This is a genomic window from Chryseobacterium tructae (assembly GCF_030409875.1).
Lineage (GTDB): Bacteria > Bacteroidota > Bacteroidia > Flavobacteriales > Weeksellaceae > Chryseobacterium > Chryseobacterium tructae.
In genome coordinates this window covers 2,185,922-2,210,029 of record NZ_JAUFQR010000001.1, presented here as the reverse complement: position 1 = coordinate 2,210,029, position 24,108 = coordinate 2,185,922, and the positions used below count along the sequence as shown (strand labels likewise).

Annotated in this window: 17 protein-coding genes and 2 pseudogenes; 9 read left to right on the top strand and 10 right to left on the bottom strand. The window is 35.2% G+C overall.

Annotation, left to right across the window (positions count from 1 at the left end; translation table 11 throughout):
* Positions 1 to 148 precede the first annotated feature (148 nt).
* From QWZ06_RS10925 to QWZ06_RS10910, 4 genes and pseudogenes are all read right to left on the bottom strand, one after another.
* A pseudogene (locus tag QWZ06_RS10925) lies at positions 149 to 1,719 on the bottom strand (M28 family peptidase).
* Positions 1,720 to 1,902: 183 nt separating this feature from the next.
* Positions 1,903 to 3,051 (bottom strand): hypothetical protein, encoded by a 1,149-nt coding sequence (locus tag QWZ06_RS10920; protein WP_290297994.1) that lies wholly within the window; start codon positions 3,049 to 3,051, stop codon positions 1,903 to 1,905.
* 247 nt (positions 3,052 to 3,298) lie between these two features.
* The gene (locus QWZ06_RS10915; protein WP_034684091.1) at positions 3,299 to 3,475 is read right to left on the bottom strand and encodes a BF3379 family histone-like protein; all 177 of its coding nucleotides are present in this window, start codon (positions 3,473 to 3,475) and stop codon (positions 3,299 to 3,301) included.
* Positions 3,476 to 3,779: 304 nt separating this feature from the next.
* Entirely contained in the window at positions 3,780 to 5,201 is a 1,422-nt protein-coding gene (locus QWZ06_RS10910) for an aminotransferase-like domain-containing protein (protein WP_290297990.1), read from the bottom strand.
* Positions 5,202 to 5,318: 117 nt separating this feature from the next.
* Here QWZ06_RS10910 and QWZ06_RS10905 point away from each other — a divergent pair, with 117 nt between their 5' ends.
* The 3 genes from QWZ06_RS10905 (at position 5,319) to QWZ06_RS10895 (ending at position 8,134) form a co-directional block, all read left to right on the top strand.
* Complete coding sequence (locus tag QWZ06_RS10905; RefSeq protein ID WP_290297989.1) at positions 5,319 to 5,834, top strand: hypothetical protein; 516 nt, start codon at positions 5,319 to 5,321, stop codon at positions 5,832 to 5,834.
* A gap of 93 nt (positions 5,835 to 5,927) precedes the next feature.
* Positions 5,928 to 6,839 (top strand): helix-turn-helix domain-containing protein, encoded by a 912-nt coding sequence (locus QWZ06_RS10900; protein ID WP_290297988.1) that lies wholly within the window; start codon positions 5,928 to 5,930, stop codon positions 6,837 to 6,839.
* Between the two features lie 89 nt (positions 6,840 to 6,928).
* Entirely contained in the window at positions 6,929 to 8,134 is a 1,206-nt protein-coding gene (locus QWZ06_RS10895) for an MFS transporter (protein WP_290297986.1), read from the top strand.
* Between the two features lie 65 nt (positions 8,135 to 8,199).
* Here the strand turns inward: QWZ06_RS10895 and QWZ06_RS10890 are convergent, their stop codons facing one another.
* Both QWZ06_RS10890 and QWZ06_RS10885 read right to left on the bottom strand, forming a co-directional pair.
* Positions 8,200 to 8,553, bottom strand: a complete 354-nt coding sequence (locus tag QWZ06_RS10890; protein ID WP_290297985.1) for a DUF488 domain-containing protein — start codon at positions 8,551 to 8,553, stop codon at positions 8,200 to 8,202.
* Between the two features lie 84 nt (positions 8,554 to 8,637).
* Positions 8,638 to 9,738 carry a lactonase family protein gene (locus QWZ06_RS10885; protein WP_290297983.1) on the bottom strand — a complete coding sequence of 367 codons (1,101 nt, stop codon included), beginning with the start codon at positions 9,736 to 9,738 and terminating at the stop codon, positions 8,638 to 8,640.
* Positions 9,739 to 10,082: 344 nt separating this feature from the next.
* Between QWZ06_RS10885 and QWZ06_RS10880 the strand changes: the two genes are divergently transcribed.
* The 6 genes from QWZ06_RS10880 to QWZ06_RS10855 all read left to right on the top strand — a co-directional run bounded on the left by QWZ06_RS10880 (position 10,083) and on the right by QWZ06_RS10855 (position 17,085).
* The gene (locus QWZ06_RS10880) at positions 10,083 to 10,442 is read left to right on the top strand and encodes a prevent-host-death protein (protein ID WP_290297981.1); all 360 of its coding nucleotides are present in this window, start codon (positions 10,083 to 10,085) and stop codon (positions 10,440 to 10,442) included.
* 1,120 nt (positions 10,443 to 11,562) lie between these two features.
* Positions 11,563 to 12,483 (top strand): hypothetical protein, encoded by a 921-nt coding sequence (locus tag QWZ06_RS10875; protein ID WP_290297979.1) that lies wholly within the window; start codon positions 11,563 to 11,565, stop codon positions 12,481 to 12,483.
* A gap of 532 nt (positions 12,484 to 13,015) precedes the next feature.
* Positions 13,016 to 13,921, top strand: a complete 906-nt coding sequence (locus QWZ06_RS10870) for a hypothetical protein (RefSeq protein WP_290297977.1) — start codon at positions 13,016 to 13,018, stop codon at positions 13,919 to 13,921.
* A 12-nt stretch (positions 13,922 to 13,933) separates the two neighbouring features.
* Positions 13,934 to 14,782, top strand: a complete 849-nt coding sequence (locus QWZ06_RS10865; RefSeq protein ID WP_290297976.1) for a complement C1q domain-containing protein — start codon at positions 13,934 to 13,936, stop codon at positions 14,780 to 14,782.
* Positions 14,783 to 14,790: 8 nt separating this feature from the next.
* Positions 14,791 to 15,699, top strand: coding sequence for a hypothetical protein (locus tag QWZ06_RS10860; protein WP_290297974.1), 909 nt, complete (start codon positions 14,791 to 14,793; stop codon positions 15,697 to 15,699).
* Positions 15,700 to 16,242: 543 nt separating this feature from the next.
* Positions 16,243 to 17,085, top strand: coding sequence for a M12 family metallopeptidase (locus tag QWZ06_RS10855; protein ID WP_290297973.1), 843 nt, complete (start codon positions 16,243 to 16,245; stop codon positions 17,083 to 17,085).
* 256 nt (positions 17,086 to 17,341) lie between these two features.
* Here the strand turns inward: QWZ06_RS10855 and QWZ06_RS10850 are convergent, their stop codons facing one another.
* From QWZ06_RS10850 to QWZ06_RS10835, 4 genes and pseudogenes are all read right to left on the bottom strand, one after another.
* Positions 17,342 to 21,328 carry a hypothetical protein gene (locus QWZ06_RS10850; protein ID WP_290297972.1) on the bottom strand — a complete coding sequence of 1,329 codons (3,987 nt, stop codon included), beginning with the start codon at positions 21,326 to 21,328 and terminating at the stop codon, positions 17,342 to 17,344.
* A gap of 15 nt (positions 21,329 to 21,343) precedes the next feature.
* On the bottom strand, positions 21,344 to 21,976 hold the full coding sequence (locus QWZ06_RS10845) for a phage tail-like protein (RefSeq protein ID WP_290297971.1): 633 nt from the start codon (positions 21,974 to 21,976) through the stop codon (positions 21,344 to 21,346).
* 319 nt (positions 21,977 to 22,295) lie between these two features.
* Positions 22,296 to 23,005 (bottom strand): annotated as a pseudogene (locus tag QWZ06_RS10840) (MBL fold metallo-hydrolase).
* A gap of 54 nt (positions 23,006 to 23,059) precedes the next feature.
* On the bottom strand, positions 23,060 to 23,647 hold the full coding sequence (locus tag QWZ06_RS10835; protein ID WP_290297968.1) for a Crp/Fnr family transcriptional regulator: 588 nt from the start codon (positions 23,645 to 23,647) through the stop codon (positions 23,060 to 23,062).
* Positions 23,648 to 24,108 lie beyond the last annotated feature (461 nt).

Sequence of the window (24,108 nt, the reverse complement as noted above, 5' to 3'; positions counted from 1 at the left end):
ACATATGCACACATTCATGCAAAATTCGATAGATATTCTAGTCATTTAAACTCTATTATTTCAATCATAAGTGAAGTAAAAAACAAAAAAGGCTGCCTTTTCAGACAACCTTTTCATTGATAAATTCTACTGGGTAATAGAATCTTTATTATTTATATTCTTTAGAACTTCTTTTAGGTTCTTTAGCTTCCGGCCATAGTACAGGATTTCCTTTATCATCCTTAGGCATTACTCTTTTCTCTCTGTTGGTAAATTCAGGATCTTCAGAAGCCATATATGCTAATGCTGCTGTTAAAATCACATTATTTTTCACCTCATCAAAAACGATTTTATCATAAGTATCCTTTGTAGTATGCCAAGTATATCCGAAATATCCCCAGTTCAAAGAACTTAAAGAGAATCCTGGTACACCAGCTGCTACAAATGAAGCATGATCTGAACCACCGCCACCAGGCATTCCAGGGAAATCAGTCTTAATATGTGTTCTTACTGCTTTTGGAACGCCATCCAGCCATTTTCCGATATAATCATATGCTTTTATAAATCCTTGTCCACTGATATTGATAACACGTCCTGTACCATTATCCTGATTAAACGCTGCCTGCGTTCCTTTTATAATCTGAGGATTATCTGCGACGAAGCCTCTGGAGCCATTAAGCCCTTGCTCTTCACTTCCCCAAAGCCCTATCACAATCGTTCTTTTATTATTGGGATAGTATTTCTTAAGAATTCTCATAGTCTCAAGCATCGTCAGTGTGCCTGTTCCATTGTCTGTAGCACCCTGAGCTCCATCCCAAGAATCAAGGTGAGCAGAAAGAATCACATACTCATCCGGTTTCTCTTTCCCTTTAATCATACCAATTGTATTGAAGCTTTTAGCATCGGGAAGAACTTTAGATTGAGTATCAATCTTAATTTTAGGCTGAGCTCCTTTCTCTGCCATTCTATACAACATACCATAATCTTCCACATCAATATCGATCATTGGAATTTTGGATGTTTTTGCTCCGAAGATTCTATTAGCCCCCATAATGCCTGTCCAGTTTGAAATGGCAATTCCTACAGCTCCTGCATTTTCCAACGCTTCAGGAAGGGTATTGTTATCATAGCCGATATTCTTTACATAGGCTGCAAAATCCTTGGTGGCCTGATCTTTTTCTGCTTTAAGTTTTTCATATAATTCAGGAGTAGCAAACTCTTTGATTTGTTCATCAGAACGACCGATCTTCTGGTATTGAGCCATCAACACAATTTTTCCTTTTGCGGAAGGCAGCCATTTATCAAATTCTGCTTTGGATGATACCTTCGGAAGAATAACTACTTCTGCTTCAACTGCTTTTTTAGTAGCCGGACTCCATGCCAACTGAGTTGCTGACAATGATTTTACTCTTGGAATACCATATCAACATGGGTAGTTCCTCTCTGCCATCCCTTCCATGTTCCGAATTGCTGAAGGTTGGCATCTATTCCCCATGAACGAAGCTTTTCAGCACTCCATTCATTAGCGGCAAGCATTTCCGGAGTTCCTACAAGGCGGGGTCCTATACCATCCAGAAGTTCATATGCCATCCCTTCAAGTTGGGAATTGTTATTCACTTCATCTACGAAACTTTTTACGATTGGATTAAGGTTCTCCTTTGGGTCAACCTTTACCTGAGCCCATGAAAATTGGGCAGCCAACATGACAGCCGGCACTGCAAAAAATCTATTTATCCTCATAATGTATATTGATTGCACTAAAGATAAAGGAAATTGCGGAAATGGTGAAGAGATAAACGTAAAATATGGATATAAATGAAAGGGAGACAAATTCAGTAAGTTATCAATGTCATTATTGATAAAATCTTAAATGGAAACACAAATTCACAAAGAAATTTAATACAAAATCTTAACTCTGATCGTTTATTTTCCGTTCATGAAAGCCTGTTCTCCTTCGGAAAGTAAAATAGTATTGCTCTTATTTTCCTTTACCGGAACATTATCCCAGATATTTTTGCTGAAATCTACCTTTGGATCAAGGCCTTTATCGTCAGATTTCTTAAAAGTATTATAGATTAATTCTCTGCTAAAGTTTTTTTCGTGTTTTATTCCTTTGTAGACGGCAAAGTATTTGTAACCTTCTAATTTAGTCAATGCAGGAACGTATCCTTCATTATTTTTATAAAAATCGAACACTAACATTGCGTTTCCAAGCTTATAATCATATTCTTCTCCGGCAGCTGTTTTTCTTTTTACTGTTGGATAGCTTTCCTGCAGATAGTGAATTTCAAAATAGGTAATCACTTTATCTGCTTTGTTATATTTAAACTCTCCTTTCATTTCGATGCCTTCTCCGGATTTGATCTTAAAAATGATCAATTGCTCATTGCCCTCTTCAAACACCATCATTCCAGAATATTTTGCGCCTTTACTCTTTATATGAAACAATACCCTGTTCAACTCAAAATTGAAAAAATAATTGCCCATATATTCGTGGGAAAATTCCTTGTTTCCAGCCGTAAAAATACTATCTGATTTATCATTTTTCAGGTATTTCACATTATTCAACTGCATTTGAAGAATATTGTCATACTCCTTTTGAAAGCCATCTTTGTAATTATAATAATTGCTTTTACTCCAAAGTTTGGCCTCTGCTATCGCGAGAAAATGTAATTTGTTATTATCCGTTCTCTTTTCTTTATAAACGACATTGTAAACCGAAGGTTCTCTATAGTATCGTTTTTTATAATGTTTATTAACATCTTCAAAGACCTCTTTAATGTCCACCTTTGACATCTTCACCTCATCAATACTTTTATAAGCTCTTTTCAGCTTTACTGAGGGGATGAATATCGAAATTTTTCCATTTTGAAAACCGGAAGCCGAAATTTCAAAGTTAGATGCTTTCTGGTCTACAGGAGCAAAACCATCTTCATTTGTATACACAATCTGATCCTGAAGAATAATCCTTGCATTGGGAATGGGAGCTCCCGTTTCAGAGTCTACTACTTTTAATTTCTGTGCAGAAAAAAGCCCGGATAACAGGGCAAATAAAACATAATAATATTTCATGACAGGGTTATACCATTGATGGGATGAAAATACAAATTAAATTCACAGTTTTCACCGTATAGTGTAAAAAAATAAAACCTGAAGAATGAAGCCGGGAAGTAGCTTCTATATTAAAGTAGCATATTGATATATTCTGCTATTATATCGGATATAAATAGTAAAGCCCTAAAAGTTGAACATTACAAAATAGATAGTCCAAAAATAAGGGCATAAAAAAACCGGCTACAAAAGCCGGCTAAAGGTTGAATTACTTCTTAGATTCTTCTACAGAAACTTTTCTGAAATCCTTGAACAATTTGCTAAGTTCTAAAGCTGATTTACGAGCTCTTGTACCTGCAGCCTTGTTTCCTTTTTCCGCTTGTTGGTTTGCCTCAGTAGTGAACGCTTCAAATTCTGCGTTGATTTTTTCAATTAGTTCTTTCATTATATTTAAAAATTTAGGCTGCAAATATAGGTTTTATGGTGATTCCAGCCTAGTCGCAAAGAAAAAAGTTTGGGTAAAATGACTGATTTTTTAACATATTTCTACCTTCAAACCGATTTTTATCGACTTTTAACCCTTCAAACCGCTCAAAAAACCGATTCCAAGCTCCATCGGGCTACAACAGTATCGATTCTGAAACCCTATTTAATTTGATTTTTCACCATCCAAAATGATCTGCATGGGTTCACAATTTTAATAGAAATTATTACTACCTCGTCAGATCTTTGATAAAACCTTCTCAGTCTTAATCTCCAATAAGAATAAACTCACGGGCTTTCTTTCCCGTTTCTTCCAATAAACGAAGACTGTCAGGGGTAATTCTTTCGGTAAAGACTACTCTAAAATGATGATCATAGTGATCTGTATGCGAAAATGTGCCTCCGGGCGTAAATAAAATCTTATTTGCTTCGCAATATTTATAGAATTTCTTCATATCCATATGCTCTGGCATTTGCGCCCAGATGCTGTATCCTCCTTGAGGTCTATGAAAATAAGAACCTTCCGGAAAGGACTTCCTCAGGACTTCAAGAAGCTGAACGGCCTGTTGATTGAGTTTTTTTCGAAATTGACGGAGATGTCTTTCATACCTGTTTTCTTGCAAAAGTTTTAAAATAAGTTCCTGATAAAGGGGAGAAACAGATCTTCCCAATACAAACTTCGTTCTTTCTGCTTTGGAATAAAAACGTCCCGCATACAACCAGCCTAAACGAATCCCGGGAGCCAGTGTCTTTGAAAATGAAGAATAGATCATCACCGAACCTTTCTTGTCAAAGCTTTTAATACTGGATGGTCTTTTTTCTTCAAAATAAAGATCAGAATACATATCATTTTCTATAATCCCTATTTGATGGCCATCTGCAATTTTCAATATTTCTTTCTTGGTATCATCATTCATCATAATTCCGGTTGGATTATGGAAATTTGGAGTGACTATAAGAGCTCGAACATCATTTTCGCCACAAACTTTCCGAAAATATTCGGTATCAAAACCATTTCGATAATGAACAGGAATCTCAATCACTTTCAAATCCAGATTGGCAATCACTTCCAATATGGAAAATACACATGGGCTATCCACGGCCACTACATCACCAGCTTTAGTAACAGAACTTAATGCAATTGTTAACGCCTGCAAAGCACCATCTGTGATAATCAGTTCATCAGGATTGAACCTACAGCCATAAATTCCCATTTGCTTGGTAATCTGCTTTCTCAGGGCTTCAAGTCCATTAGACGGGTAATATCTCAGCAGAGCGGCTCCTTTTTCACGGATTACTTCCTGCATTGTTCTTAAAATCAGTTTTTGGGGAATCAAAAGATCACCAGGCACAGTTGTATTAAAAGAACTCGATTCTGAAATCCGTTTGGAAGTCAACAATATATTTTTCATAAATGCTTCATCTCTGGCAACCGGAGAGAATTTTGCCTTACCCTCAGGGATATCTTCATCTCTTTTTCTGGCGACAAAATAACCTGACCTAGGAATGCTTTCCACCAAACCTTTAATTATCAGATATTCGAACCCATTTTGAACAGAACTTATGCTTAGGGTATACCTTTCCTTTATATCCCGGATAGATGGCAGCTTATCGCCGCTCTGTAAAATTCCATTTCGAATCTGTTCTTCAATAACCGCTGTAAAAGTTTCATATTTATAGGTTTTCATCGTCTTCAATCAATCTGTACTGAACAAATTTACAAAAATAGAAACTGTACTGGTTGTATTTTAATCATCTGTACCCTTTCTGAAGGAATTAATCTTATAATTTTGAAGAAAAAAAGAATGGAAATCATTTCAAAATTCACCATAGGTTCCGATGAGGGCGTTGATGATCTTTTTACAGTTATTAAATCTTCTGTTACTACTATCTATAAAGAATTAATTTCTGAGGAAGAGATCAAACAATATATTGAAGATTGGGATCCTAGAAAAATGATCAATGAACTCAACAATTTATCTAATCAGCTTATCATCACTTATGCCGACCACAAGCCTATAGGATATGGCATTTTAAAAAGCGGCTCCGGATATCCGGGATCTTCAGAAGAAAAAAGACTTACAGAGCTCAACTTTGTAATCCTTAAGGAATATAACAATTCTGAAACCCGTGAATCACTATGGAAGAAATGCAGAGCAGCAGCTTCTTTCACTGATATTATATGGACCAATATTCTTACAGAAGACCCTTTATTAGAGTTTTTGAAAGAAACAGGTTTTTCTATTAAAGAAAATACTCAATCTACCCCTTTTCAACTTCCTTCCTATATTATAGAAATGCAGGTCAGTAAGAACCAGTAAGGATCTCATATCAAAACAAATTATAAAAACTATCGAAGGCAAATCTGAAAATCTCAAGATTTGCCTATCTTTGATTTTTATAATTCTGGAATAATGAGTGATCAACTGGAAACCATACAAGATTATTACAAACGTACCCGCAAAAATGTTCTCGAAGTATCTGATGCAGATCTTCAGACCGGAAAATCCCATTTCAATATTATTCCGCGAAAGTACTGTAGTTTTAAAAGCCCTTACAACCGACGTGATTACTATAAAATATGCTTCATCATAGGCAAAGGAACAGCTCATTACGCTTCCCATAAATTGTATGTTGACCGCCCAGCCTTATTCTTTCCTTCGCCTAATATTCCTTATACCTGGGAATGTGAAGATGATTTTCAGGAAGGATTTTCATGCCTGTTTAATCAAGAATTCTTTAATGTAAATTCAGAATTCAATCTATTTAAAAAGACATCCTTATTTAAAGAATGGAGCAAACCATTTATATTCCTCACTGAGGAACAGATCCAGTTGACCACCATGTATTTTGAGCAAATGTATAAACTGAACCACTCTTCCTATCCGTTCCGTTGCAGTGGTATTAAAAGTAATCTGGCTTCTGTGTTGCACCTCGCTCTGGAAAACCGGGTTGAAGATGTGAGCCTTAATGAACTTCCTGCCAATGTTCGCTTGTATAAGTTATTTGATGAACTTCTGAACAAACAATTTCCTTTAGACTCTCCGGCCTATCCTTTGTCTTTAAAAACAGCCTCAGATTTTGCAGATCATCTGAATGTACATGTCAACCATTTGAATTCATCTGTAAAATCAGTGACAAGCCTTACCACCACACAAATCATTAAAGAAAAAATATTTGAGGAGTCTAAAAATCTGTTGAAATACACCAACTGGGATATTGCTCAGGTTGGTTATACTCTAGGCTTTGAGCAGCCTTCTCATTTCAATAACTTCTTTAAAAAGCATGCACAGACTTCTCCGCTGAAGTTTAAGAATTCTTACTAGATATTTGAATTTTGTAATTTTTACTTTGTCTTTTAAAACTTAATTTTCTATTCTTGAAGTATTTTTGCATGGTAAAAAAATGAATGAATATGTTGAGAGAAGCATCTGAGAAACGCATCAGATTAATAACCATTATGGCCTTTGTGTCTATCCCGCTTTCTGGGTTTGTCACTGATATTTACCTGCCCTCTTTCCCCTCTATGGCTAAGGAAATGATGGTCTCGGAAAAAGATATACAGATCACCTTAACGTCTTACCTGCTAAGCTATGGAGTTTCCCAGTTATTTGTTGGAGGAATTCTGGACAGCATTGGTCGTTACCGTCCTAAATTACTGGCTTTATTTATTTTGATATTGAGCAGTATTTTCATTACAATGACTAACAGTATTTTGTTAATATGTCTGCTTCGTATTCTTCAGGGTATTGCCGTTTCAGTACTTGTTGTTGCTACACGGGCGATTTTTGTTGACATTTATGATGCTGAAAAAGTAAAGCATTACCTGAGTTATTTTACGATTGCCTGGTCTTGCGGCCCTATTCTCGCTCCTTTCCTTGGCGGGTATCTTGAAAAGCTTTTTAACTGGCATGCTAACTTCTACTTCTTAGCCTTTTATGCAGGTTTTTTATTTCTGTTCGAATGGTTCTTCAGTGGTGAAAGCCTTCCCCAGAAAAAGAAGTTGGATCTTTCGGAGAATATCAGTCTGTATTCAATGATGCTTAAAAATAAGATCTTCATGCTGGGTATCATCATTTTGGGATTGAGTTATTCTATTGTAATGCTATTCAATATCACCGGGCCATTTATTATTGAAAATACATTCCACTTTACGCCTGTAGTAATTGGCTATTGTACTTTAATTTTGGGTTTTTCATGGATGATTGGTGGTTTTATCGGAAAGCGTAGACTTTCTCTGGACTTTACCCCCAGAATTTTGTTCCCTATTATCCTTCAATTGATACTTATCGCAGGATTAATCACTACCAGCTATTTTGCGGAAAGCCTTTATATTATGATTCCTTTTGCCTTTTTTATTCATATCTGTTCAGGGGTCTTATTTACTTCGTTTTTCACAACAAGTATGTTGTATTTCCCTAAAAATGCGGGGACAGCCGGTGGATTGATGGGTGGATTGGTATATGTGATCACGTCTGTAACCAGTTTTATTATTTCTGTAAGTGGAACAGTAACGGAACAGAAAGATCTTTCCTGGCGTTACCTGATCATTGCTGTTTTATTATTGGGGGTGATACTTATTATGCACCAGGCCGTTAAAAAAGAAAAAGCAGAGAATTGATCTCTGCTTTTTTATTTCATCCAATAGTTTGACTAAGAAAGCAGCTCTTAGTATGGTTCAGTATCCTATTGAAAGCTTTCCAGATATTCTTTCAAAATAATAGGATGACAGTGTTGTTCATCTTTTGCAGCATACACCAACGTAATTCTTTCCTGATCTTTATATTGTTCTATAAATTCTTTCCCAAGATTTTTTTCATGGAGTTCCTTCATATACTTCTCTGAAAACTCTTTCCAACGTTCCGTATCATGGTGAAACCATTTTCTTAGCTCTGAAGATGGAGCCAGATCTTTATTCCATTCTTCAATATAGGCTTCCTCTTTAGTGAGGCCACGAGGCCACAAACGATCTACCAAAATACGGTAACCATCTTGTGGAGAAGGATTTTCATATACTCTTTTTAATACAATTTCAGACATGGCATAAAGGTTAATGAAATATCAGAAGTAATGGTAAGGTGGCAAATTCTATTCCTTATTATTTATTTTTAAACAGATGGGAGATTAATACTTTCTGATCTGTACGGTAGAAACTCCATTCAATTTTACTTCCCGGCCAACTTTTTTCAGTAATCCCGTTTCAGCATTTCGTTTAAAAACAACGGCGGTTCCACTTACCGGATGTGCTACAATCAAGAATTTTCCCGTACTGTCTATTGTAAAGGTCCGCGGGTGATTTCCTTTTGTAGATTGATACCCTACAGTTTTCAAAGTGCCATCATTCAAAATAGAAAATATGGCTATATTATTTTCATTTCCTCGATTCGAAGCATACAAATAACGTCCGTCTGGAGAGATATGGATATCTGAGCTCTCAAAATCATCTTTAAACTGATCGGAATGGGTATTGATTCTCTGAATGGGTTCCAGTTTTCCGTTATCATACGTGTAAACACTTACAGCTCCACCCATTTCTTCAATGCAGTAGGCTAATTTTCCATTGGGATGAAAGGTAAAATGCCTAGGGCCACTTCCTAAAGTAGTAGGTGTAAAAGGTTTTTCAGCTTCCACCAATGGTTCTTTTTTATCACTTTCAAATTGATAAGTTCGGATTTTATCGGCTCCCAGATCCGGTAAAAACACATACTTAAAATCAGGAGAAAACACAGTGGAATGAATATGAGCTCTATCTTGCCTATCTTGATTTACACTTCCTTCTGAGAATTGAAAATTCTGAACCCTTGGCTGTATCTGCCCATTTTCTGAAATAGGATAAACGGAAGTACTTCCTTCCGTATAATTTCCATTGATCAGCCATTTTCCGTTTTTATGAGCTGATAAATACACTGGATTTTCGCCACCAGTTTTCTGGCTATTAATAAAAGTAAGCGATTTCTTTTCACGATCGAATTCAAAGCTGCTCACACTTCCTGCGTTTTTTGTTTTACTTTCAGTACAGGCAAAAACATATTTGCCATCCTGGGATAAAGTCAGAAATGACGGATTCAAAACTCCTCTCGCGGATGTTATTTTTGAAAGTCTTCCTTTGAGAGTATCCAATTCATAGACATAGATTCCTTCAGTTTCTTTATCATGATTAAATGACCCGAAAAATACATAGGTATTTTGTGCACACAATTTCAGACTTGCTAGAATAACAAGCATTGTGCTTAACGTTTTCTTCAATTTTAATTAGTTTTTTTGAATGTTTTGGAGATATAGTAAAGAACTATAAATTTAAATATTTTCTTTGGTTCTAAATATTTAAATCATAAAATAATTTTTTAAATACCCTTACAGCAAAGTATTTCTTGGATCCATCACAGATCCCAAGTAGGTATTAATCCATTATATTTAATCTTCTCATACTTTTTTATCAATAAAAAACTTTATCTTTACTCATTCATTTCAATAACAGATAATGTATTATCATGATTATGGAGATGATCTATTAACAAGGTATTATTATTGATATAATTAAGCCTATCTTTACTAAAATTTAAATTATAATGAATTATAAGCTCGAGCTCAATACTCAAGAGCCTAACTCTAAAATTGTTTTTCACAACATCATATTTGATACATTCAAGATCAATATTGTTGAAAGGTATATTGGGGCAATGAATTTCCGTCCAAAACTATCTAATGTTTTATTTAAAGTAAGAACCTTAGATAATGAACTTATTAACAGAAAGGATGGTAACATAAGGGTAAAAATTAAAGATGACAATTTTGAGACCTATCAGAAATTAGCACAGTCTTTAAATTCTTACGAGTATAAAAACAAGCTGATTAACAGACAAGAAACGGATCAGAATTATGTACATTTTATATTGAGCTTGGTGATTGCAAACTATAATCTTAGTTAATTTTTTTTGCAATTGATTTCCTCGTTGACACCAATATTTCTTTTGGAGCCAATCTGTATAAATTTATATGTATTTTCTTCATTGGACTATTCAATGTCAGGAAAGTATCTCCCTAAATAAATTTACACCATTTCATCGCTGAAATCATTTAAAAATGATCATACAATAAACCTGGAAGCTTTCTGAGAAACTTCCAGGTCATTTTTTTGTTTTTGATTATTTGATTTTCAATAAATAAGCCAACGGGCCTATACGATTTCTTCTTTCTGTTTTCCAAAAGAAAGAACGCTCTTCCCACCCTAATAGATCACTTTTATGACATCGTGATAAACAATACGCATCATCTCTCTGAGGCACTCCGCAATTTTACACCTCTCTATATTCATTGAAATCCAAAATAATAAGATCTATCGCTTTATTAATTGATTATAAGTATCTCTTTTTTTGTCTATATAAACCTCACCAGAGCAGAAATAAAGCATTACAATGACAGCCCATCCAACTAAAATTATTTTTTTCATCCCACTTTTTCTTTCCAAATAACATCAATCTTTGCAGATTCAATATGGGCAATACATTAATTTCAGGTAAAGAAAACCTACTGTTTATCAGATATTTTTGCATCTGAAAAGATTCTCCCTTATTTTCCTCAGCATAGTAACTTAAAAAGCAAATGAAATTTACAATGAGACTTATTGATAATGACAATTGCCTAATAACATAATTTACCGTAATTTTGCGCCCGATTCTCATATTTAATTTGAGTTTTCATGGTTATTAGTTTTTATCCTCGAAGTCATTCGAGGATTTTTTTTTGATCTGGAACAATATCACAATTTCCCACGATATTAAAAACGAATAATAACCACTACAATCAAAATAGCTTATTATTTTAAAGGGATCTATTTTGGAAACGTTACGAAAAGGTAATTTTTTACAATATATTTTTCATTTGCCTTTCAGACAAACACTATTGGTAAGAGTAAAAATGCATTTTTTTTACACACAATCATCACTACTATTAGAATTATTTTTTTTAAATTTATCATGCACCGCAATTTGTGAACCCGTATTGGTTAATAATATGGTTTCCGTAATTATCAATAAAAACACAGAACAAATGAGCTACATTGATTTTAATTATGAAAAAAATTCTATCCTGGTTTGTAAAGGAGACTCCAGAAATCGTTCTAAAATAACAGAATCTTATTCTGCAAATCAGTATAATGTCTTTGACCATGAAAACAAATTTAATGGTATTGAGATCCTCAACTTTTTATCATCTACTGAGCAAGATGGGCTTAGAGGAGAGCTTCGGTTCAAAGAGCTATTGGAAAAGAATAACATTCCTTATCTATATATTGGACAAGGCCCTTTTGGTATAGAACGTTCAGGAATTCTATTAGAAAAAACAAAATCAAAGAGAGCCGATTATCTGGTTAATATAAAAGATATGGGAACGATTTTGTTTGATGTTAAATGCCGCAAAAAAATTGCGTTTCATAATAACGAGGATACTTTTTTTTCAATTTATATAACAGAATTAGAAGCCTTAAACAATCTTCAAAACTCTATTCTCATGCCTGTCTGGCTGGCATATATTGAAAGGGATCAACTAAATGAAAACCCAAAGTTCCATTTTATATCCATTTCTTCACTTATGAAATTTTGGTCAGGATTATTTGATTATTATCCGGATGAAAATGAATTTAACGAAATAAGCGTTCTTCGAATCCCTAATGAATTGTTCACAAAAATTGAAGATAAAATTATTTTTGAAGTAGGTTATAAGAATATTGACGAAAAATTATTAAACGACTTTGCAAAATTAAATATTGGGCTCAACAGGTTATTAAAGGATAAGATTAAAGAAATCATCAGAAATACAACTTGCTTCAAAACAAAAGTATATGATGAATTACAGCTTATGAAAATTAATTTTTGTTTCCCCAATGAAGTCATTTTCCATACACAAAAAATGATAGATTTACGAATTATAGAATATAGTCCCAAAAAGCCATTGAGATTATTTGGAGAATAAAAAAATAGGAATATTGTAATTCCCTTGCTAATCTTCCATAATAAAGGCAATCACTTTATGGTCTTCAACCTCAATGCAAATACTGTTGTTTTTGCGTTAAAATAATTTCCTATCCGAGGGAAGCTTTTATTCTATATTCATGAAGAGAATGCAAATATTCTCTGAATGCCCTTATCCCATTAGTTCTAAATACCGTTCTGCAGTTCATGAATTTTTCAAAGCAAAAATCTTCTTAAAGATATTTCCCCCATCTCTATCGTCTTATTATGTGCATGAATAAAAAATCTGATCAGTTTTAGGCTTATTTATCGAGTTACATCCAGAACGCCATCGAACTATATCTACGTCCACAACACTTTATATATCAGATTAATGCAATAATTTTGAGCTTTAATTAAATATGAAAAACATATCTGATTATATTGGGATTTAAAACACTCAAAATCAACTTAATAAATAACCATTTTTTAATACCACATGGTGGTATCCTGATCAAAATTTCACTATAATTCAAACGAAAAAAACCAAACAAATGAAAGAAAAAATACGTTTTCTACTCCTCAGCTTAGGAGTTATGTATTTATGTATTAATCCTGTATTTGCTCAAGTTGGTATAGGAACAGCTAATCCTCAAGGAATTCTACATATAGATGGAGCAAGAGATAATGCAATGAGTGGAACCCCTCTTCCACTACAAGCTGCTAATGATATCATTATTAATAAGACCACAGGTTTTATTGGAGCAGGAGTTCTTAGTCCATTGGTAAAACTTGATATGAGATCCGCAGGGAGTGAAAATTCTTTAGGGCTTAGCACAACGACCATGACTGCTGTAGAAGCTGGTGCAGGAGCCGTAAGATATGATGTGACCAATATACCTGTAGGCCCTAAAATTGAAGTTTCGGACGGAGTGGTTTGGCATAAAGCTTATATAGCTCCTCAAAAAGCGGTGGTTGTCGCTCGTAAAATAGCCACCCAATCAATAACACAAAGTACTGCTACTACTATCAATAATTGGAATCTTGTGCGAGATATGAGCAATAGCTTTGATACAGCATCTGGTATTTTTACTGCGCCTCGTGACGGTACTTACACATTTCTTTTGACCTTCAATTTTAATGGTGCAGTTATCAATGATGGCTCCAGGGTAGAATCCCAATTTTACAATACCTCTACCAATACTATCCTTGCCTCTGTTTATAAAACATTCGGACAATCTATGACAGGTACTGCTGATGATGCAAATTCGACCCGATCGACCCAAGCAGGAGGATCAAGTACGGTAACCCTTACCTTAACTACAGGTACCAAGGTGGCAACCAGACTTTGGCATAACCTGGTATCAAGTGGAGCCGTGGCTCTCAGAGTTACTACTAACGCTGCAGATCCCACTAATCCGGATGATGGATTTAATAATTTAACCATTATAGAACATTAAAAATAGATTATTATGAAAATGAAATTTAGCATCATCAATCAATTACTAGCTTTTGTTCTATTTACTTCATCAGGTACCATAGCTGCTCAAGTCGGTTTATTTACTAGTACTCCTTTGCAATCTTTACAAATTGATGCTGGAAAAGATAATGGTACAGCTCCAGATGCATCAAAATTATCAAATGATGTGGTTGTAAGCTCAACAGGGAATCTGGGCATTGGGGTTTTAAATCCTATTACGAAAGTAGATCTTCGTTCATCAGATAATAAAGGGCTCATTGGTCTTGGAACCAGTACTCAAACACCTATTGAATCCGGCATGGGCACAATACGTTATAATACCAGTGGCTTTTTAGAATATTCTGACGGTGAACAATGGATTGCTCTTCCACTTACTCCTCCTACCAAAGCTCTTGTAAATGCCAATAAAAGCAGTGCTCAAAGTATCGGAAGCAATTCTACAGTCTATCTGTCAGGCTGGACTGAAACAGTGGATCTGGGAACAACCCCTAATGGCGATTTTAATCCTTCTACAGGTATCTTTACCGCTCCTCGTGATGGATTTTACCTGGTGTCTTTCAATATTACTTTAGATAACGGCAATATTCCTAAAAATACTTTTATAGAGACTGCCATAGAAAGCGACCGTAATATTGAGAATATTCAGACCTATAAAACCATCAATTCTTATCCGGCTTTTCAGGCCGGTGCAGTCAGTAATTATATAAGTGGAAACTGTAATGCCATTTTCAACCTTAAAGCGGGTAATACCATTAAATTTAGTGTTAAACACAATATAGGTTCTGCAAGAAACACTCTGAATGACGGAAAATTCAACAATTTAAGTATTAGCGAACTTTAAACACAACAATGATGAAACAACATTATACAATAAAAAAATTAGCGAGCGCTTTTGTTCCTTTGCTTTTCTGGGCTCATGCTAATGCCCAAATAGGAATAGGTGTAGACAATCCTACCCATCCCGTTGAAGTCAAGACTGATGCTGGCAAGGTCATTATAGATAATACTGGTAAATTGGGAGTATTGGTTGCCAATCCGAAAGTGGCCATAGATTTACGAAGCGGAACCAATGGTTCGGTTGCAGTGGGAAACACTGATAAAACAGCAACCCAGGCAGGAGCAGGTGCTTTACGCTATGTTGCGAGCCCGGCTATAGGAGTGAAAGGCTATCTGGAATTTTCAGACGGAACAAACTGGGTTAGTTTTTTTCCAAAAGGCAAACCTCGTATCGTCGTTATGGCCAATAAAGCAACCCAAGATACCTATGTATTTGAAAGTGGGAATCCTGCAGAAATAGGTACTAAATCTGGAATTATGCAGAGGCGATCATCCTATTTAACCAATTGGACAGAAAAGTTGGATTCTGATTCTGGCGTTCCTACCAGTAATTTCAATCCTGCTACAGGTGAGTTTATTGCTCCCCGCACAGGAGTTTATTTTGCAACCTTTACTTTCGCATTGCAATCCAGCCAGGTAAATACCGGTGGAAATAATCAAACTGAAGCGATCTGGGAGGTAAGAAACCCTGCAGGTACCATTACTCAAAGAGTAAAAACAAATAACGGATATGCTTCCGATACCGGAGCAAGTCCTAACGCAGTTCCTGTAGGCTCAGCTTGTACAGTAAGTGTCTATTTGAACAAAGGGGATAAATTAAGACCTTTTACCTGGATCACAGTAGCATTTGATGGTACTATCAGTCAATTTGATGTTTCCAGCAGTGGTGTCTACAATTCATTGACTATTGTGGAACAATAAAAGAATACCCCAATCTGAACCATATCATTTTTTCTATACTAACTCTGTAAAAATCGGCTGGAAACTATTTTCCAGCTGATTTTTTTAATATAAGTAGCTAACCTTACAATTTTTAAATCTCTTGTGATAGATTATTTTATAAAAAAGGATTTTAAAGAATTTCCATTTTCAACTGAAAACAATCAAAAAACTTATCATTAAATCACTAAATTTTGATTTTTTAACGAAATGATTAACAAAAATGAAGCTGCATTACGAATCTAACACTACTCTATTGACTTGATTTCATTCAATAACCAATTAAAAATGTCAATTGGAGATCTCTGTAAAAATAAAATTATATGATTTCATATTAATTATATTCCTTTATAGAAGGGCAACTCAATTAAATGTAGTACCCGTGTAGACATTACTAATCTTAATTTACAAAACAAAAAAAGAAAGAGTATTATTTTTTATCATAAATTTATTTCACCACAGAGTAAATTATCTACTTACCCCAAAGCTTAAAAAAACATTAATCAACATAAAAACACCAGCATTATGGAATTACACAAAAAGATTTTATTGGGAACATTTATTTCAATGGCTGTAGTATCATGTAATACTACAAATGACAACATGGAAGAAAAAGCCCCACAAGCACAACAAACACTCTCATCATTACAAGCGATACCCCAAGCGGATATCCCTGCAGGTTTCGAAAGCACGCAAATGTGTAAAGATGTTTATCTTCCCGGGCAGGAATATTCTCCAGGAGCAGCTTCAAAAGGAGCAGTCGTTACCAGTAAAAAATGGCCGAATGGCAGCGTGATAACGGTGAGTCTTAATGGGGGAACCACTAAAGTTCGTAACAAAGTAATGCAATATGCTAACGAATGGTCTCAATATGCCAACATTAAATTTAACTTTATCACCAGTGGAACGGCACAGATCCGTGTTACCTTCACCGCCAATGCGGGATCATATTCATATATAGGAAAAGACGCTCTTAGTATAGCTTCTAATAAAGAAACGATGAACTTCGGCTGGTTTAATGATTCAACAAGTGATGCAGAATTCAGCAGAACAACTATTCATGAATTTGGGCATGCACTGGGAATGATCCATGAGCATCAACATCCTTTAGCTGCTATTCCATGGGATAAGCCAAAAGTATATGCCTATTATGCAGGGTATCCAAATTACTGGAGCCAAGCTCAGGTAGATAACAACCTTTTTGCCAAATATTCAACTTCCCAAACACAATATAGTGCTTACGATAAGCTATCCATTATGCATTATAGCATCAGCTCAACATTGACAACAAATGGGTTCAGCGTGGGTAACAATACTGTTTTATCTCCTACAGACAAACAATTTATCGCAACAGTATATCCAAAATAACAAATCTACTTATCTCAATATGAGTCTACCTTGGATAAAATCGGGGTAGACTTTATTTGTTGATAACTGACATAAACCGGAATAGATTTCTATAGGCTTAAACGAATTAAACTTTCAATAAAAAACCTTTTAGAAGATTCTACTATGTAAAACCGGCAAACATCTAAGATGTTTGCCGGTTTTATTTTTCAATTCCTTCAAAATGAATAGAAGAATATCATGCAAAATATTCATTATATTCAAAGATCTATACACGTTATTTTGTTCTAAAAGGAAGTACAGGATTTATCATACTTTGTGATTGACAATTTGTGATTTGAACAGTATATAAATACCTATTACTTTCACAATTATTATCAGTTTGTGTTACATAATAGGTTTGACCATCTGTAATAATAGTAGTAAGAGGAAGCACTGATAAAGAAGTTTCATCTTTATACCATTTAATATTTTGTCCCGAAACAATAATATCGGCTAATGTATTGCTCTTCTTTTTGCATACTTTAATAGTATTAATAGAAGGTACACCTATCTTTCTGTTGATAGCAATTTGTTCTGTAACGGTACAATAATCAGGAGAACCTGCTGTAGAATAAGTAACATCAAGCTGATAAATTCCGTACCCATACGGTCGAAGATCAATTTTTGAACCATTGCTTAATATTTCTACATGATTTGGATCATCAATCTTTGTCCATTGTAAAGTAGTAGATGGACCAGGAAAAAAACTATCAGCACTTAGCGTATAAGAATTCACATTGGTGTTATCATATTCATGACAGTTCCAGTCATTTCCTAAACCTTCGAAACTACCCGGGTTATAGGGTTCAAAAACAAAATTCATGTTGTTTCCTGCATTGGTAGACTTCTCTCCATAATGCAACGGCTGTACAGCATTTATATCCTTAATATTACCAAAATCAAAATTTAAAGAACCTCCTTGAACATTCAAATTTGCTCTTATCCCTGAAGCCGAACTTAAAAGGTAAATAATATAGCATGGATTTCCTGATGCATATAATTTTGAAATAATGGTCTGGGTACTCCCAGCCTCAAACACATAAGATTTTCCTGCCGTAAGAATTAATTGATCATATTTATTAAAACCATACATATACCCGCCTCCTTTCAGTTCAACATGATGAAAGTTAAGTGAACTTGCTGATGTTCCTCCTGTACCAATGGCAGTACCCGTTGATAAAGAATTTTCAAAGATAACATCATAATAAGTCTGCCCTGCAAAACCCTGAATCCCGTACGAAGAACTTGAATTAATTATCTGAGCTGTAAAATGGATGACTGAAGTTCCTGAATTTAAAATGGTATTAGCTGCCTTTGTATTGAAAGAAGAGATAACCCCATTAAGATAGATATGTGAATTGCTAAGATTAATTGTTTTCTGAGCATTGGACTGAGATGCAAAATCAGATCCTAAATCTACCCTAAAACCATTAGTATTCCAAGTTCCTGCATATTGATTGAGAATGTATTTAACATTAAAATCATCTAATAAACTGATAGATTGGGTTTCATAGAAATTAACAGTCCCTGACCAGGTATTATCACCGATAACTACTCCATTACTTTTAATGGTTCTATGTTCATTGTTATTCTGATAATTTGTGGTTGTAATCTTGTGGCTCATACCTTTCTGCCATTCTGAGGAACCATAAATATTTAAGGTGTTTGTCGCGGTTGAAGATAATATTGTAGGTGCTACAGCACTCCCTGAAAAAATGATGTTATGACAATAGGAAACATTATCTAATGTGATTGTTTTACTTCCTGATGTAAATCCAGAACCGCCATCAAAAAATACATTATCTCCCGGTCCCGGAACACAATATCCTCCAACTCCTCCCGAAGTCTGAGACCAATGAAGTTTATCATTCCAGTTACCTGAACCTCCTACCCAATAAAGAGTCTGCCCAGTATAGGAAGGAAAAATCCAGCCGGAAGTATTTCCATTGTTAATAGAATTGGACGCAATAAAACTGGCGCCACCAGAGGCTTTAATATCCTTCATGACCACTCCTGATACCTGAACTAAAGAACTCGATGGCATAGAAATATTAGCAGCTGAACCATCAGACATACTTTTAATTGTTGACCATCCTTCGCATTCCGGAGTATTTAAGGAAAATAATGAGTTAATTGTTTGATTCGTGTTGGATTCTAGATAAAATGTCTTAGCCGGAGCCAGAATAAGCTGGTTATACCGATTAAAGCCATAAATATACCCGCCGCCTTTCAGTTCAACATGATGAAAGTTAAGTGAACTTGCTGATGTTCCTCCTGTACCAATTGCGGTACCCGTTGATAAAGGATTTTCAAAAATTACATCATAGTAGGTCTGCCCTGCAGAACCCTGAATTCCGTAAGAAGGACTTGAGTTGGTTACCTGAGCTGTAAAATGAATGACAGAAGTTCCTGAATTAAAAACAGTATTAGCCGCCTTTGTATTGAAAGAAGAAATAATACCATTAAGATAGATGTGAGAATTGCTAAGATAGATTGTTTTCTGAGAACTAGACTGGGATAAAAAATCAGATCCTAAATCTACCCTAAAACCATTGGTATTCCAAGTTCCTGCGTATTGATTGAGACTATACCTGACATTAAAATCATCTAATAAACTGATAGACTGAGTTTCATAAAAATTGACAGCTCCTGACGAACCACTATCTCCAGTAATCACTCCATTACTTTTTATAGTTCTCTGTTCATTGTTATTTTGATAATTTGTGGTAGTAATCTTGTGACTCATACCGCTCTGCCATTCTGAGGAACCATAAATATTCAAAGCATTGGTACCCGTTGAAGATATAATCGTAGGTGCTACAGTACTTCCTGAAAAAATGATGTTGTGACAATAGGAAACATTATCTAATGTGATTGTCTTACTTCCTGACGTAAATCCAGAACCGCCATCAAAAAATACATTATCTCCCGGTCCCGGCACACAATATCCTCCAACTCCTCCCGAAGCCTGAGACCAATGAAGTTTATCATTCCAGTTACCTGAACCTCCTACCCAATAAAGAGTCTGCCCAGTATAGGACGGAAAAATCCAGCCGGAAGTATTTCCATTGTTAATAGAATTGGACGCAATAAAGTTGGCACCACCAGAGGCTTTAATATCCTTCATGACTACTCCTGATACCTGAACTAAAGAGCCTGATGGCATAGAAATATTAGCAGCTGAACCATCAGACATACTTTTAATTGTTGACCATCCTTCACATGCCGGAGTATCCAGGGAAAATAATGAGTTGATGGTTTGGTTTGTATTAGATTCTAGATAAAATGTCTTAGCCGGAGCCAGAATAAGCTGGTTATACCGATTAAAGCCATAAATATACCCGCCACCTTTCAGTTCAACATGATGAAAATTAAGTGAACCTGATAATGTTCCTCCTGTACCAATTGCGGTACCCGTTGATAAAGGATTTTCAAAGATAACATCATAATAGATCTGCCCTGCAGAACCCTGAATTCCGTAAGAAGGACTTGAGTTGGTTACCTGAGCTGTAAAATGAATGACAGAAGTTCCTGAATTAAAAACAGTATTCGCCGCTTTTGTATTGAAAGAAGAGATAACCCCATTAAGATAGATATGTGAATTGCTAAGATTAATCGTTTTCTGAGCATTGGACTGAGATGCAAAATCAGATCCTAAATCTACCCTAAAACCATTAGTATTCCAAGTTCCTGCATATTGATTGAGAATGTATTTAACATTAAAATCATCTAATAAACTGATAGATTGGGTTTCATAGAAATTAACAGTCCCTGACCAGGTATTATCACCGATAACTACTCCATTACTTTTAATGGTTCTATGTTCATTGTTATTCTGATAATTTGTGGTTGTAATCTTGTGGCTCATACCGTTCTGCCATTCTGAGGAACCATAAATATTCAAAGCATTGGTACCCGTTGAAGATATAATCGTAGGTGCTACAGTACTTCCTGAAAAAATGATGTTGTGACAATTGGCCACTACATTCACCGTAACAGTCTTGCTTCCTGATGTAAATCCGGAATTAACATCAAAAAAAACATTATCTGTTTTCCCCGGAACTACAGCTGGAAGTATATTTCCACCTGATGAAATTCGCCAATGATTAATATCACTCCAATTCCCGGATCCACCAACCCAATAATAGTCTGCTGCATATATCTTGCATTCAGCCCCCAACAAAAGTGTAATGGAAGCTAAAATTTTTATAAAATATTTCATTGAGATAACAGCAAATTACTTTACAACAAATACGACATTCATATAAGAAGGTTTCGACGTATCGGCTCCGGTAGAAAGCTGATACGTAAGGATTCCAGCCTCTGAAATAGAAACATTACTGAAAACCGAAGGATCATACCATGTGACATAGTATTCCAATTGATTTTTATTATACGTATAAATGTGCCCTGCAGAACCAACACTACTCACCATAGGGCTTTTAAATTGATTTTTATAATTATTATACAAATCTATTGTTCCAAAATTAGGATCCGAAATATCTGTACTCACCACTACTGATGGGGAATAAAAAAAGGTGGGCGAATTGCTATTGATAGGCTCCCATTTATCAGTATTATTTTTCCAAAACCAATACCCAATACTATAAACATCTTTGGAGATAGCAGTTGATGGGCTGATAGCATATACCAGAGTACCCTGTTTTATATTATTGGATTGTATAGCTTCTATCTGATCACCGGTAAGTAAAGGAACTGTAATACCAGCTTTATCACCTATAGAATATCCTTCCTGCAAAGTAACATCCAACGTAGCTTGTGGGTTAGGAGTATTAATTCCTACTTGTGCGATACAAAGCTCAGACATTAAAAATAAGGATCCACAAAAAAGTAGTTCTCTTCGAATCATAAATGTATAATTAATTTCATTAAAAGTGTGCAAAGATACTTGCCTTAATTCACTTTTTCGTTCAGAATAGTAAAGCTGATTATAATTATATTTCTAAACACCATAAACTCTGCTATGTAAGTACTCATGGTATCTTTCTATGAGTAAAGCCTGTATAAACTTTATAAAGAAATTCGTTTGGTGGAAATTTTATCTGGTTATAGTTGATATACAATAGAATACCCCTCAAAACCTAAAGATGTTGCAAAGTAGGAAGTTGTTAGAAAATAATATTTCAGCAATGAAGCTATTCGTGCATTCAATTATATTAACTCTATATTTAGCCTGTAACTTTAGCAAAACTCATCTTTAAAGCTAAACTGCATTTAGCTACAAATTGTTCAAACTTCCTTCCTCTATTTTGCATGACTGATCCGTGGCCAAAGCAGATAATGTTAGGATTTAATTGTGCCAACTTCTGAAGCGATCTGATGTTGAGCCGTTGATCGGAAGTAAATATATTGGGAGGAAGATGTAGACCAGTCGCTGTCGTAAGCAGGTTCATATTGGTCGCTACATCTCCGATAATCAGTACACCATCTCTCTCTCGGAATAAAGAAATATGACCTGTCGAATGTCCTGGTGTCTCTACAACTCTAAAGTTTCCGATCATATCGTCTTCAACGATTGTCCGTTCAACTTGATGCCCCTGGCCTGCCCAATACTTTTGCTGAAGTTTTGCTAGCCAATGCTGTGGGCGAGGATAATCTTTGGTTGCCATACCCGTTTCAGTTCTAAAAACTTCGTCAGGATGACATAGTAAGGGTATGGCGAACTCAGCACATATCTGATCACTACAACCCTGGTGGTCTGCATGAGCATGCGTCAGTACATGTTGATAAATGGGAATTTCTGAATAGCTTTCTTTACAGTGTTATAAGAACTCCGTATTCCTGAATCTACCAGCGTCCCTTCGATAATATAGCAGTTAATACTGTTTCTTGGCATCAGTGAAATCTGGAACACTTCAGGAGCAATTTGACGTAACATATTTTTTTATGCAAATCTACATCGCTCCTCAGAGGCTTCATAAGGACATTTGTCCTATAATACACTCGGTTTATGTATCTGCCCTTTTGCTCGGGTAAGTGATCTTTGCGTGACACCCAGATACGACGCCAAATCCTGAGTCGTTACGCGTTGTATCAGCATCGGTTCATTAGAAAGAACATGAAGGTATTTATCCACAACTGATTTATTATTGTAATTCAGCAGATAACGTTCCTTTTGGATATACTCCTGCTCCATTACAGATTTTATAACACCATTCCAGGCAGTTACCTGGTTAAGCAAATACTGATAATCCAGATAACTTATCCTATAGATTATACTATCTTCTATAGCCCTGATGCTTCTTCTGGATTTTTCCTTCACTACAAACTCCTGGAACGAAGTGACAAATTCATTTTCAAATTTGAAGCAGGTTATATTTTCCTTTCCTTCTTTATCTATAGCATATGCTTTTACAGCACCACTAGCCACAAATCCAATATAATGGCACATTTCATCTTCACGAATAAAAAAGTCACCCTTTTTTAAGTGGATCGGTTTGAAAAACTGTACAGAAAAGTTAATTTCCTCGGCTAATAGCTCTCTATGTGATGATAGATAATTTTCCAATACGTTCGTCATATCGCAATTTTTAATCCTTTTATTTTCTTCTTAGTCTTTATAGATTATATCCAGTATCCAAAACTAATAATTATTGTACATTCAATACCAGCATTTATCGTACATTCAAAAAATAGATCCCATTTGCAGCAGTTTAAAGTATGTTTAACATTAAAGATCTATATGCTATATACATAAGCCATTTAAATAAACTTGTATTTCCATGATGCCTATTTAGACAAATAAAAAAACCTCCCGTGTCAATAGGGAGGCAAAAGTTCAAAAATGAATTATTAGTTAAATGATGTGGTGTTAAACAAAGTTATCTCTTCAAAACTTGCTTTAATATTAACAATGCGCATGCCAACTAGGTCACTGTTTAATGAAATCTTTATTTTTGTGGTATGAAAAAATGCCAACAGTATAAAAAAGAAGCTGAAATATGAATTTTAAAAACATTAAGCTATGACATGGGAAATCTC